13 protein-coding genes are annotated in these 13830 nt (G+C 46.0%); 5 read left to right on the forward strand and 8 right to left on the reverse strand.

Going from position 1 to position 13830, the window contains the following annotated elements:
• The first annotated feature begins 53 nt into the window (after nucleotides 1–53).
• From DFT_RS26165 to DFT_RS07270, 5 genes are all read left to right on the forward strand, one after another.
• Nucleotides 54–221, forward strand: a complete 168-nt coding sequence (locus tag DFT_RS26165) for a hypothetical protein (RefSeq protein ID WP_161807095.1) — start codon at nucleotides 54–56, stop codon at nucleotides 219–221.
• The gene (locus tag DFT_RS07255; protein ID WP_083453377.1) at nucleotides 221–2536 is read left to right on the forward strand and encodes a DNA primase family protein; all 2316 of its coding nucleotides are present in this window, start codon (nucleotides 221–223) and stop codon (nucleotides 2534–2536) included. The genes DFT_RS26165 and DFT_RS07255 overlap by 1 nt, the downstream gene beginning before the upstream one ends.
• A gap of 741 nt (nucleotides 2537–3277) precedes the next feature.
• Nucleotides 3278–3811, forward strand: coding sequence for a hypothetical protein (locus DFT_RS07260; protein ID WP_054030555.1), 534 nt, complete (start codon nucleotides 3278–3280; stop codon nucleotides 3809–3811).
• A gap of 16 nt (nucleotides 3812–3827) precedes the next feature.
• A complete protein-coding gene (locus DFT_RS07265; protein WP_054030556.1) occupies nucleotides 3828–4406 on the forward strand; it encodes a hypothetical protein in 579 nt (192 codons plus the stop codon).
• A gap of 424 nt (nucleotides 4407–4830) precedes the next feature.
• Nucleotides 4831–5865, forward strand: coding sequence for an IS481 family transposase (locus tag DFT_RS07270; protein WP_054030557.1), 1035 nt, complete (start codon nucleotides 4831–4833; stop codon nucleotides 5863–5865).
• Between the two features lie 341 nt (nucleotides 5866–6206).
• Here the strand turns inward: DFT_RS07270 and DFT_RS07275 are convergent, their stop codons facing one another.
• From DFT_RS07275 to DFT_RS07310, 8 genes are all read right to left on the reverse strand, one after another.
• Entirely contained in the window at nucleotides 6207–6599 is a 393-nt protein-coding gene (locus DFT_RS07275) for a universal stress protein (RefSeq protein ID WP_054030558.1), read from the reverse strand.
• A gap of 321 nt (nucleotides 6600–6920) precedes the next feature.
• Nucleotides 6921–7721 (reverse strand): enoyl-CoA hydratase/isomerase family protein, encoded by an 801-nt coding sequence (locus tag DFT_RS07280; protein WP_054030559.1) that lies wholly within the window; start codon nucleotides 7719–7721, stop codon nucleotides 6921–6923.
• A gap of 66 nt (nucleotides 7722–7787) precedes the next feature.
• Nucleotides 7788–8615 carry an enoyl-CoA hydratase-related protein gene (locus DFT_RS07285; protein ID WP_054030560.1) on the reverse strand — a complete coding sequence of 276 codons (828 nt, stop codon included), beginning with the start codon at nucleotides 8613–8615 and terminating at the stop codon, nucleotides 7788–7790.
• Nucleotides 8616–8677: 62 nt separating this feature from the next.
• Complete coding sequence (locus DFT_RS07290) at nucleotides 8678–9499, reverse strand: enoyl-CoA hydratase/isomerase family protein (RefSeq protein WP_054030561.1); 822 nt, start codon at nucleotides 9497–9499, stop codon at nucleotides 8678–8680.
• 194 nt (nucleotides 9500–9693) lie between these two features.
• Nucleotides 9694–11025 (reverse strand): CaiB/BaiF CoA transferase family protein, encoded by a 1332-nt coding sequence (locus tag DFT_RS07295; RefSeq protein ID WP_161807096.1) that lies wholly within the window; start codon nucleotides 11023–11025, stop codon nucleotides 9694–9696.
• Nucleotides 11026–11030: 5 nt separating this feature from the next.
• The gene (locus tag DFT_RS07300) at nucleotides 11031–12386 is read right to left on the reverse strand and encodes a CaiB/BaiF CoA transferase family protein (protein WP_054030563.1); all 1356 of its coding nucleotides are present in this window, start codon (nucleotides 12384–12386) and stop codon (nucleotides 11031–11033) included.
• A gap of 11 nt (nucleotides 12387–12397) precedes the next feature.
• The gene (locus DFT_RS07305; protein ID WP_054030564.1) at nucleotides 12398–13105 is read right to left on the reverse strand and encodes an ABC transporter ATP-binding protein; all 708 of its coding nucleotides are present in this window, start codon (nucleotides 13103–13105) and stop codon (nucleotides 12398–12400) included.
• Nucleotides 13092–13829: an ABC transporter ATP-binding protein gene (locus DFT_RS07310; RefSeq protein ID WP_054030565.1), complete on the reverse strand. Its 738-nt coding sequence runs from the start codon at nucleotides 13827–13829 to the stop codon at nucleotides 13092–13094. The genes DFT_RS07305 and DFT_RS07310 overlap by 14 nt, the downstream gene beginning before the upstream one ends.
• Between the last annotated feature and the right edge of the window lies 1 nt (nucleotide 13830).

Below are 13830 nucleotides of genomic sequence, written 5' to 3' on the forward strand. Positions count from 1 at the left end.
AATACAAAAGCAATTATCATTGCTGTTCATTTCATTTATAGGAGGAGTTAACCATGAGAACACGTCAGTATTCAAAATCCCTCAGCGTGGCGCTGCCACAAGAACACTTCGATCTGATTAAACGGATTACAGACGAAAAACACATCAGCATGGCTGAATGGGTCAGAGATGCCGTGGCATCGGCGCTGAACAATATTAATCGAGAGGAGGATTATATGTAATGAATCCACAAAACATGATCACAGACAAAGAGCAATTCAAAAACACGGCAACACATTTTTTAAGCAGTTTGTTCGAAGCATCTATGCAGAACGATTGCGGTGAAATCCAAATTGACGGGTTTTGCAACGGACCAAAATATCAATCCTACCACAACACTATACCTGACGCTGTAGATGCAGCCTATAGAGCATGTCAGCAGGGTCTTGATGTCTATTATGGTGTAAATCCACGGGTAGGGAAGGCAGGCAAAGAGGAAAATGTACACTACCTGTCGTCCTTTCATGCTGAGATCGACTATGGACATGATGGCCATAAAAAGAAGCCGGAATACGATACGTATGATGAAGCGCTCACTGCAATAAAGGCATTTGAAATGCCAGCGTCACTTGTTATTCACAGCGGTGGCGGATTTCATTGCTATTGGATATTGGACTTTCCGGCAGAGGTTTTAAAAATAGGCTTAAATGACCTTAAGAACGTCAACAGGGCGATTTTAAGTAAAATCCATGCTGATGGTGGGACGCACAATATTAACCGCATATTGCGCGTTCCTGGGACATTTAACTTCAAGATCCCTGGCAATCCCCGTCCTGTAATTATAATTGATGACTCGGGGCCGACCTATGATCTGAAAGCGTTCGAATCATTTATGGATTTTCAGCCCAGACCCAAAAATAATGCGATACCACAAGCCACCGTCTATGATCCACCCTCTTCGGATTGGGATAAAAACATATCCTCACTACCGGTATCGGATAAAATCAAAAACCTGATCCTGCATGGTAAGGATGGATCCTATGCATCCCGAAGTGAGGCAGACCAGGCGGTTATTATTGCTTTGGTAAATAAGGGTTTTGACGCTGGCCAAATCAGGGTCATATTTGAAAACTATGCCATCGGTGCCAAATATCGGGAACACTCCTCGCCAGAGGCCTACCTGAAACACAGCATTGAAAAGGCCAAGGAGTTTTCCCATTTGACTGAAGAAGAGCGCCAGGATCCACTATTCATATCAGGCGCCCTGCAAAAAGACGACAAGGGTAAATACACCCTTAAAATCGTCAACTTTCAAGAATTCATGTATAAAAAGCATATGCTCAAATTCCTTGAAAAAGAGCGGGCTTTTTTCAGATACAATGGCCAATGCTATGAACAGTGCAGCGATGACCGGTTGAATAATATCTGTCAGGCCGAATTGGGTAAGCACCGTGAACTGTTTACACCGGCATCGAAAGCGAACTTTATCCATTATGCCATCGGAAATGATCTGATCGACATCGAGACGGCATTTGAAGACCAGGTCCGTTACCTGACCATGCAAAACGGCTTGTATGACCTGTCCCGATACAAGTTAGTCCCGCATGATCCGGACATATTTACGACCAACCTGCTGCCCTATGATTATGCCCCCAGCGCCCAATGTCCCAGGTGGCTCCAATACTTGAATGAAATTTTTATGGGTGATAAAGCGACAATCCTATTTGTCCAGGAGGCGGTCGGTTATGCATTCCATAAGGCCATTCCCAAGGCGGTCATATTCTTTTTAATCGGTGATGGTGGCAATGGAAAATCGGTATTCATCGATGTGATTAGCTGTCTCTGCGGGAAGGACAATGTGGCTAACATCAGCTTGAATCGATTGAACGATGAAAAATACCTGCCTGAACTTTTCGGAAAAATGATCAACGTATCGGGGGAAACGCCCAATGCCAGGTGCATGAATACCGATCTGATCAAGTCCGTCGTCGCTGGTGATTGGGTGACAGGCCGGGAGGTGTATAAGAAACCATCGAAATTCAAACCCTATGCCAAGCACTATTTGGGAATGAACACGCTGCCTGAAATCGAAGACAATACCTATGGCATGTGGAGAAGAATTCATGTGATCGAATTTCCGAAAAAATTTACCGAAAGTGAAATGGATGTGGAGTTGACCGGAAAGCTGATGAATGAACTGTCCGGGATATTTAACTGGGCGCTTGAAGGGTACAGACGGTTAAGGGATCATGATTTTATATTCGCTGTCAGTGATTCCATGAGAAAATCGAAAAGTCAGTACAAGCAAAAAAACAACAGCGTTTGTGAGTTTATCGAATCCCATTGTGACATCATTTTTTCGGATGACAGTTCAGCTCCACTAAAAGAGGTCTATAAGCTTTACCAGGAATTTTGTGAATCCGCTGGCATTAAACGGATATCATCGAAAATTGATTTTCGTAAGACGCTTGAGTCCGAGGGATTCTTGATTGAAAATTCGAGTAAACACGCCAATCAACTTCGGATATTTGCACCTGACAATGAAATCGTGAATTAACAGCAGTAAACGAGGGATTGTCCTGAGCGATTAGTCTTGGGATGATCTCTCGCTTATTTGAGCGGATTTTATGCCGATGAGAATTTTGATGTGTGAAAATTATAGTAAAAAAATGAAGAGCGTTGCTCTTCCCAAAGCTGCTTGCTGCTAAAAATAATAATCCCCGCAGATTTAGATTAATAAAATTAAAACGGATTAAAATGTTTTTAATCCCATAAATAAACTGATTCCAATATCTTACAACGAAAATTAAAAGATTAACTCACTTTATATCCCAAATACTCAAAAGTATAAAAATAATACAATATATAAAAAAGCATATATATAGTATAAAAGTTCAGATCTTCGTTAATCTTTTAATTTTTCAACTACTATATTGTTATTATTCCAAATAATAGATTAAAAGAGTTTTTTAAATAACTTCACATTTTTTAATCTCACCGAGATGGCATCTACAGTTTATCAGCAGCTAATCATTGGTCACATATTCATTTATCCTCGTATATCGTCTCAAGATTAAAGTTTTTAAAGCAGCAGCGACTTTGGGAAAAGCAACGCTTTTCAAACTATCTCTAAAATGGGTTGCGAATATTAGATTTCAGCTAACCTAAATTATTTTTAATAAATTCGGGCATCTTGCTTAGGGCTATAATTATTATTAAAGTTCTTTTGAATAGTGACGACTATTAAGAAAAGGAATCGGATATTTGCCAAAAATAAAATGAAAAGTAAGAGGTTTCTATGAAAAACCAGTGCAACAACAAAAAAGTTGAAATTATTGCTGCAGCAGTGATTAAAAAATTTAAAGAAATGAATGTACCACTTGAAAAGTCTAAGAAAGAAAATAACTATATTTCTCTTTTTTCGCCTATAATGATTTCGGTAGTCGATTGCCAGGTTTTAATTGGAATCGATACTAAAAAAGAAATTATAGGTATTAACATACAATATAAAAAGCAGTTAGAGGAAAACGATATACCTATAATGGTTGAATTTGCAAACTATTATAACAAATTATATTCTACAGTTGGGTTCGCAACTTTTGATCCAGAGAATACTATCATTCAATTTAAGGCAGGGGTTGAATTATTTCCGGGCAAAATTGATACTAATCATTTAGAGGCATGTTATAATTCTATTTATAGTGACGCAATTAGATATTTTGCATTTATTGAAAATACGAAGGACTCAGGTTACAGTGCGAAAGAATTAATGTCGAAATTTTGTGGATACAAAACTGATATCCCTTCAGCCGTAGAAGCCAAAATGAATTAATACTTAGGAGATAAAAGTGGACCAGAATAAATTAATGGCAAATACCAAAATGTTAGAAGAATGTTTCAAAAAGTTTGATCTGGAAATTGTAAATAAAAAAAATCAGACTGTTACTGGTATTAACCATACCGAATTTTCATCTTCCATTTTTGTAAACGGAGCAGGGCAGCAGACGTTCAATGCAAAATATTATCATGAGCTTAATATGATTGAAGTTTGTTTTTATTTGAAGTTAGACTTTGAATCGAGGCTCAGAGAGGCAATTGCCCATCTATTAAATCTTATTAATTCTTTAAGAAATGACTCTTTTTGGGCGATTTGCAGTTGCTGCAACGAGATAGAAATGAGATACGCAACTAGGATAAAAGATGTTATTTCAAAAAGCTATCTTGAAAGAATGTTTAAAAAATCATTATTCCTTGCAAAAACGTTTACCCCACTGATTCTCCATCTGATCGCATCTAAAGATGATCCATATCAATTGTCGAAGGAATTCTTTTTAAACAATAGATATTTGGCTATGAGGCGAATTATAGCAAAATACGATGAAAAGAATCCAAATGTTGTCTATATCGATGAAATGGCCCTTGATTGAATATTGTGATATGCATATGCTTCCTAAAGTTTAGATGGACATTAGTAGCTGTATTCTTTTCTATCGGATTTTTTTCACTCATTGCGGCCGCAGATATCCGTCGATGAAACGATAATGAAGAAATAAAGATCGGCGATGATTCTCCGGTTGGATATCATAAACTAAAGCATTTCACCGGAAGGCGATGAAGAACATGATCGTAAATGATAAAAGATTGGTTTAGGATCTTTCTGACTATCTTAACATCTTAACTGAATTAGTTAAGATCTTCCCGGACACCTTACCGAAAAAATAGTTTGGAACTCGGTGTAGGGGCGGCATAGCCGGGGGGACCATAAAATCCCCCCGGCTATGGCGGCCCGGTCGCTCTCTCGGTTATAATCGTTGTTGCCCAACAACCAACCGTAACCGAAAGGAGCCGACCATGACCGCCAAATCCAAATTAGCACAGAAACGATTGACCTTGCTACAGCTTGCCGAAAAGCTCGGAAACGTATCCAAGGCGTGCCAGATGCACAAAGTCTCTCGAAGCCAATTTTATGAATATAAACGAGCCTTTCAGCTCCACGGGCTGGACGACCTCATAGACAAGCCGCCGATCCCGGGATCGCATCCAAACGAACTGACCGATGAAGTGAAACAAAAGATCATCGATCTGTCCTTAAAGCATCCAACTTATGGCCAGCAGCGCATTGCCGACCAGCTGGCCCTTGAAGGGATCTCAGTGTGTGCCACCTCGGTGCGCAATCTATGGATCAAACAAGATCTGGAAACGCGCTACAAACGTTTGCTGCGCCTTGAAGATGTACACGCTGAAAAAGGCTTTGAACTGACCGAGCAGCAAATCCGGCTGATTGAAAAGGCCAATCCGTGTTTCAAGGAACGTCATGTGGAAAGCAGCTACCCTGGCCAATTGTTGTGTCAGGACACCTTCTATGTGGGCCGCTTAAAGGGCGTTGGCCGCATCTACCTGCAAGCAGTGGTGGATACCTATGGCAGCTTCGGCTTTGCCAAGCTGTATACCAGCAAGCGCCCAGAGACGGCCGTGGACGTGCTCTATGATCGCGTCCTGCCTTTTTACCAGCAACATGGGCTGCCCATCGAAGCGATCCTGACCGACAATGGCACCGAGTACAAGGGCCGGCCGATGATCCACCTGCATGAAATCTTTCTTGAGTTCAACGACATCGAACACCGCACCACCAAAGTGGGAAACCCCAGGACCAACGGCTTTGTAGAACGATTTAACCGCACATTGCTCGATGAGTTCTTTAGATCCTGCTTTCGCAAAAAACTGTATGAGTCGGTGCAAGCCCTTCAAACAGACCTGGATGCTTGGCTGCACCATTACAACTATGAGCGCCCCCACCGCGGCTATCGTAACCTGGGGCGCAGACCATTTGAAACCATTGAAAACGGAAAAATGGAACGAGAAAAAGTGATGGAGAAAGCCGCTTAATATTCTCCTCCCGAGAGAGTGAATTGTTCGGGAAGATTTTGACTTTTACATCTTAACACCTTGTGCCGTGAAATTTTTACCCGAGAAACCGGCCACACATGGCGTACCCTCTTTTGAGACAAATTTCCCTCGTTGTCCCATCTTCAAAATGATTGGCACCGGCCCGTCAATACAGCTTTCTATTCCCTTCTAACATTCTGTTATAATATCCTATTCTATTATTTCATTGACATAACAAAGCCATAGCGCTACGTATCACACGATCCCTGCTCCAAATTCATAGCTATAAATCAGATGACAAAGGATCGCCCAGTAGCGTATGAATAGAATTATTTCAATGCCTATTTTACCGTGATGACCGGGCAATGGGCGTTTAAAATCAGGTACTGGGCAGTGGAACCGAAAAACAACTTGCTCACCTTGGATCGCTTTCGAATACCAATTACGATTTCATCGATCCCCTTTTCCCTCGCATAGGAGACCAAGTCCTCACCCGGCGTCATTCCGCGCACCAGTAGTTGCGTTTCGCATCCGATGCCTTCACTGGTCAATTTATCTTTTCCGTTTTTCAACCCGGTCTCGAGATTCTGAATATCTTTTTGCTCGTCTTCGGTTCCTTTTTCCATAGAAGCCACTAAATGTAATTTGGCCTTAAATGCATGGGCATACTTGATTGACACATCCAACGCTGCTCTCGATCCATCGGATCCATCATAACAAACCATGATTTTCATATTTGCAACTCCTTAGATCCTTTTTTGTACCCGGCCGATAATTTGAATATATACCCATTCTCCATTGCAACTTTGCATGGCCACAAAAAAAATCAATTGGTTAAGAAGATTGTAACTATTGGATGCGTAATTATAAATGATGCAATGAATAAACTTGAGATCGACATTTTAAGTAAGCGCCTTTTTTTTTAAGGTATTGAAAACAAAGAAGTGTTGAAAAAATGTACTGGGTAGAGATGCTGCCACCGAACGGATTTACAATATAATTCCTTCTATGTATCCTGCGTGGCTGATTTACCAGTCTAACCAGAAATAATAGAGTTATCGGCCCTTGAAGGTCGGGTTGCGTTTCTCATGAAAGGCTGCCACACCCTCCATTACGTCATCGCAGTAATTGGTCACAAGTGTTCCGAGAGCGGCATCTTCCAACGCATTTTCGAGATCCATTTGCATCTGCTTGTACATCATCCTTTTTGTGATCCTCATGGCGATTGGAGGGCCTGCGGCGAGTCTTTTTGCCCATTCCCAGGCCACAGACATAAGATTTTCAACCGTCGTCACTTCATGCACCAGGCCAAGTTCTTTGGCTTTTTGGGCCGGGTAAATTTCAGAAAACAACGACATCTTCAGCGCATTCGCCAAGCCCATCACCCTCGGGAAAATCCATGCACCTCCTTCGTCTGGCATAAGCGCGAATCTGAGGCTCGTATCGCCCAATTTAGCGCTTTCAGCTGCAATTCGAAAATCGCAACACAATGCCAGCGTTAATCCCCCTGCAACAGCGGCGCCGTTAATTGCAGCCACCGTGGGTTTATCGAAACGCCAAAGGAACCTTACTATTTGATGGAAATTTTCGCGCATTTCGAGCATTGATTCAAGACGGTGGCCTCGGTAGCGTTCCGGATATCGATAGTCAGCTGAAACCTCCCCCCCGGAACAAAATCCACGACCGGCACCGGTAATGATGACCGCGCGCACCTCATCGTCATCGCGTGCGTTCGAAAGGGCCGTTATTATTTCATGAACCATGACTTCCGAATAGGCGTTCATTTTCTCAGGGCGGTTCATTGTAATGGTGGCGACGTGCTTCTCCTTTGAGCATATTATTTGGCTATATTCCATTCGCGGACCTCCATCCCGATATTCTCAATCTTAATATGCGGCTGCTGGGTTCAAAGGACCCACTGTTCACTTCAAGGAGATTTTCTTGAATTTGGGTGGCCGTTTTTCTATAAATGATGCGATGCCCTCTTTGAAGTCACCACGCACCATGCTTTCCTCCATCAAGTGGGAAGTCTCCTGCATTGCCTCTCCCAACTGCATGTTGAGGTGCCGGTAAACTTGCCGTTTCATTGCCATCAGAGACATGGGAGCCGTCGTATTTGCCAGATGCTCGATATAATTGATCGATTCCTCGATCAACCTTTCGGGTTTAAAAACCCGATCCACCAAGCCGATCTGGAAAGCTTCTGCCGCATCCACCTTGCGGGAGCTCCACAGCAGATCGAGCGCCCGCGAAGGATGGACGATCCTTGGTAGTATCCAGCTCTGTCCATGCTCAGCTACAAGTCCACGAGGAGAAAAGGATGTCAGAAACTTCGCATTTTCCGAGGCAAATCGCAGATCGCAAAAAAGAGAGAGTGACATGCCCAGCCCGACGCAGGCGCCGTTTACGGCGGCAATTATCGGTTTTCGAACGGACAGCAAGTAAGTAAGCCCAGGCCCAAAATTATCACCCATCGTCTTGTCGCCCGGGCTGACCTTGATCGTGTCTGATTGGCTTCCTTTTCCGTCTTGCTGCAGTTGATTAAGTGTATTCATGTCCACGCCAGCGCAAAAACCTCTGCCCGCTCCCGTAACGACAATGCCCGTTACATTCTCGAGGCCCTCGGCTTCTTGGACAGCATATCCGAATTCATCGATCATCGGATAGGTAAAGGCGTTGAGGCTTTCAGGCCTGTTTAGCGTAACAATGGCTGCATGTCCGACAAATTCGAGCTTTATCGATTCGTACATGACATCCTCCGGTTAAAAATGAGTTATTATTCGTAACCCATCAAGTCGAGGCACCCTCGGCATCAACGTCCTGGAAACTTCGGCGGACGTTTTTCAAGAAAGGCTTGTACACCTTCTTTGAAGTCTTCCGTCATGCCGCAACGGAGGTGTGTCTCGGCTTCGCGATCCAGCATGGTCCTGAAGTCCGCTGTTGCGGAGAGGTTAATATTGGCCTTCATGTAGCGGAAACTCGTCTGAGCCCCATGCGCGATGTGTGCCGCCACTTCGGTGACGCGGGCCTGAAAGTCCTCCTGCCGGACCACCTGGTTCACCAGTCCTATCCGGTGGGCTTCGGCCGCGTCTATGATGCTCGAAAGAAAAAACAACTCTTTTGCCTTCGGGCCACCCACGTATTGCGCCAGCAACCAGCTGGTCCCAAAATCGCCCCCGAGGCCCACACTTGCGTAAGCAGCCCCGAATTTGGATTTATCAGAGCAAATGCGCAGATCACATGCCAGGCAGATGCCCAGACCCGCGCCCATGGCAGGCCCGTTTACGGCGGCAATCGTCACCTTGGGCATATTGTAGAGTAGCCAGGAAAGCTCCTGTTCCTGCCGCAGGCCGTCGACATGCTGCTCCAGCGTCGAGCCCGCAAGCAGGTCCCCATTCTCCTTGCCCATCTTGGAAATGTCTCCCCCCACACAAAAGCCTCGGCCGGCGCCTGTTACCACAACCGCACCCACATTGGGGTCAACGCTCCACTTTTTTAAAACTTCGATGGCTTGGAACTCCATTTGAGGGCTGAGCGCATTCAGTTTTTGTGGTTGATTGAGGGTCAACGTTGCTACTCTTTCGTTAACCTCTGTCAGGATTAGATCATCGGGTTGAGCAGGTTTATCTTTCATCTTTTCCCCTTACTTTTGAAGAAAAACTCAAGTTAAAGTTTCAGCTCTTTTAAATCGAGTGTGCATTTTATAAAGATCCATTCGTTTACATCAGCGCCGGTTTATTCACATCGCTGAGCAGCCCTGTGCGCTCAACCGCATTTTCGATCACGGCTGCCAAAAAAAAAGCCTATGAATTTTAAGCCTAATGATCCTCATTTCCGATCTTTCCAAATGTAATCGTTGTCTGCCCCCAGAGCAGTCATGAGTCTGTTAATCCTGGTTGGAGTTTCAGACATTCGCGGTGGCAGTGCCGGAAGAGTGATAATACCTGCCCCTTGGGCCTCGATATCCACAAAGCTTCTGCGTATCTCCCAATGTTTATCCGCCGCAGCTTCCTGAGGGGTTCGCGTTTCGACCACCATTGGAAAACCTTTGGAGCGCAGTTTATCTCGAGCCGCTTTCGCGCCATAAGCAAACGTCTTGTCGAAGAGTTCTTTACGAGTGAACTTGGCGATTTCTTTTTTTATCTCGCGCTCGAGTTCATTTAGTTTTTCGGGGTCATCCGCGATTCGATCGAAAAGAAAGCGCCAATCATCTTCCAGATCCCATCTTCCAAGAATTTTGAGCAATCCCCGAAAATCGCTATCTGATGAAGCCGCCACGGTCACATAACCGTCCTTGGCCTTGTAATACCCATAAGGGAACAGGCACCAGTCGAAATTACCGATGCGCTTGCGCGGTTCCTCATTGGTAAAGCCCCATACCAGCGAGAAAGGCTGCCAGGTGGACAGGGCATCATAGGTGGCCACATCGACCATCTGTCCACGACCCGTTTTGATCCTAAAAAGCAGGGCGGTCAGAATGCCGGCAACGGCAACGGCTGCGCTCGTGTAGGCAGCCGTCCAGATTCCAGCCCTTAAAGGAAAATTGTATGGCTCTGGTGCCTCAGGACTCCCTGTCAAAGCCGGATATCCGGATTCGGCCTGGGCTGTCAGATCGGTATCCGGAATATTGCGAGCTTCTTTGGCTTTGGAGGTAAAGTGCCCGTAAGGGCTGAGTGCCGCATAGATCAGGCCGGGGTTGAGTTCACACATACTGCGGTAACCTGCACCGTGAAAATCCAAATAGCCCGGCTGCATTGCATCGATGACGATATCCGATTTGGACGCTAAACTAATAATTTTTTCCAAACCAGCGGCTTCTTCGATATCAGCTGTAACCAGGCATTTGTTTCTGCTTTCCATGACGAACGGGATACCGGCGCCGTTCAGGTATATGCCACTGTAAGTGGCCTCGCGGGCGGGATCTCCGCCCTGGGGTTCGATCTTGATGACGTGGGCACCCATTTCGCCGAGCATTGCCCCACATATTAATCCCGGAAAATTGGCGCTTCCCAGTTCGATGACATTCAGCCCATCGAGGGGACCTTTCTTAGCAGCATCCGGGGCCATCATTTGTTTCAATAGATTGTTGAAGCTGTCCAGGTGATCGCGGGTCTTTTTCCCGGTCATGTGTTTGGAAAAAACTTGTTCTTTTTTTTCCACGGGGATCATTCCTCTTCTTCACGTTTAAAATTGAACAGACTATCTTTAGCGATATCTATATAGCTGGGCGGACGTTTACCCACCCGGTTGTCCCAGTAGCCGATAACGCCTTCTTTTTCCAACAGCTGGATCTTTTTTTCAGTCAGACCAAGTCTTTCTTTCAGTATGAGGCGATTGTGATATCCGATAGGTCTTGTTAGTTGTTTTATCCTTCCTGGTGTTTCGCTAAGTGCTGCGGCTGGCCCCGCCCATGTACCGCGGCCGTACATCGGGTCCTCGAAATCGATAACGCTGCCACGTTCTTTACGCCACCGATCCGAGACCAGCCGCCAGTCATCCATCACTGGCGATGCTGCGAAGCCATGTTGCCGTGCCGCCGCGATGATTTCCAATTCATCGTGGTTTTCAATCCACTCCTCGACGCGCTTATTCAAAACATCGGCATTGACCTTTTTTAACCTATCTTTGGTTTCGGCAAATTCGGGGACGGTCGCAAGTTCGTCCGACCCCATGGCCTTGCATAAGGCTTTGAACTGTTCTGCTGTGGCGACCGCTACTGCAACAAAACGCTCGTCACGGGTTTTGAAAATTCCCGATGGCGACATGGTTGGGTCGAAATTGCCGCTCGGTCCTGGTGGGTCTCCGTCGGCGCTCTGGACGGTCCAATGCGGCATGGCTCGCATCAAAGCCTCTGTCTGGGTCATATCGATGTATTGGCCTTTTCCTGTTTTGTTTCTGTGGTAGAGTGCCGAAAGTACACCGACAGCCCCTAGAATTGCTGGGAAAAAATCTCCGAAGTAGTCGGGCAGTTTATAAGTATTATCTTCGGAATAGCCTGTTAGTCGCGCCACCCCTGACATGGACTGTGCGATCAGGTCATAGCTGGGGAAGTACCGTAACGGGCCGTATTGACCATACCCGCTGCAACTGATGTAAATAATGCGGGGATTTATTTTACTGATTGCCGTATACCCCAACCCCCAGGCCTCTATGAGTCCCGCCCTGAAATTTTCTATGACGACGTCCGCCTGCTTGGCCAGCTCCTTGACCAGCTCTTTGCCTCGCTCTTTCTTCAGATCGATCGCAATGAAGTACTTATTCGGGTTCAGCGACTGGAAATAAGGACACGAGTCCTTCCAGTATTTACCCCAGTAGGTTCCCGTCCGCCAGTCGTCACCCTCCTCGGGCTGTTCCACCTTGATGACTTCTGCACCGAAAATGGCAAGCCATTTGCCGACCATCGGGCCGAAAATCACGCGAGTCAGATCCAGAACCTTTATGTTTTCCAATGCTTCCGGTTTTTCGTTTATCCGTGCTGCATCGAAAAGCTTCCCTGTATAATCGAAGTAATCCTGTGGCATGCATCGCCCTCCTACAAGCCAAGATAGGCCTGCTTTACAAAATCATTCTTGAGCAAGTCCTGATTGGAACCTTCTAACACAATTCTGCCGTTTTCCAGCACATAGCCCCTGGATGCCAGCCTGAGTGCTTGGGTGACATTTTGTTCCGACAAAAGTATAGTGACGCCCTCCTCGCGGAGCTTGGCCAGGGTTGAGTATATTTCCAGCAATATTTTGGGGGACAGGCCGAGCGAAGGCTCGTCGATCATGAGTAGTTTCGGAAGCGCCATGAGACCGCGGGCGACCACCAGCAACTGACGTTCACCGCCACTCAAAAAACGCGCCTCCTGGGTCAGACGTTCATTTAGCCTGGGGAAGATCTTATAGATCCATTTTAGTGTCTCGGTCCGCTTTTTCCAGGCTTCATCGCGGCAAGAGGCGCCCATAAGAAGGTTTTCCCGCACGGTCATATGTGGAAATATTTTACCTCCCTCAGGGACCTGAGTTATGCCGACCGCATACCTTGCACTGGGCGATAAGCCATTAAAGCTTTGTTCTTCGAAGTGGATTTGACCGCTCATCAGCGGAATCAACCCTGACACTGCCTTTAGAATTGATGTCTTGCCCGCGCCGTTGGAACCGAGTAATGCGACGCATTCACCTTCTTTCACGTAAAAACTCACTTCGTGGATGACTTGAATCACACCGTAGGCGATATTTGCATTTTCAATTTTCAGCAATTTTCTCTCCTAAATAGGCCTCGATGACCATGGGATCATTTACGACATCCAAGGGGATGCCCGACCTGATGAGCTCGCCATGATGAAGCACAATCACACGCTGGGTCGCCTCCATAATGATCTTCATGACGTGCTCGATCCATAGAATCGTTACATGAAATTCATCCACCATTTTTCGGATGAGGCGCACTGCTCGTTTGCTTTCGTATTGGTTTAATCCGGCCATTACTTCATCGACCAGGATAAGCTTAGGGGTCGTGGCAAGGGCTCGTGCCATCTCTAACGCCCTGAGTTCAAAAAGAGACAGGTCGCGGGCCAGAGTGTTTCGTTTTCCGAAAAGGCCCACAAACTCAAGAAAGTGCGATGCGTCCAGCATGGCATCCCCCAGACTCATGTTCGGCCGCGGCTTTCCGCAAAAGGCACCCACCGCTACATTGAGAAGCGCTGTCATATCCGGAAAAGGTCGCGGAATCTGGTAGGTCCTGCTGATACCGCTGCGACAAATCCGATGTGGCTCCCATCCTGTGACGTACGTCCCGTCGAATTCGATCCGGCCTGTATCGGGTTTGAAAGCGCCTGAAATGAGATTCATGAGCGTCGTTTTGCCGGCGCCGTTCGGTCCGATCAGCCCGACGATCTCGCCGGTTTCGATACCGAAGGATACATCGTTGACAGCCACCAACCCCCCGAAACGTTTACTCACCCCCATTGCCTGGAGCAACATA

Source organism: Desulfatitalea tepidiphila, from assembly GCF_001293685.1.
Taxonomy (GTDB): Bacteria; Desulfobacterota; Desulfobacteria; order Desulfobacterales; family Desulfosarcinaceae; genus Desulfatitalea; species Desulfatitalea tepidiphila.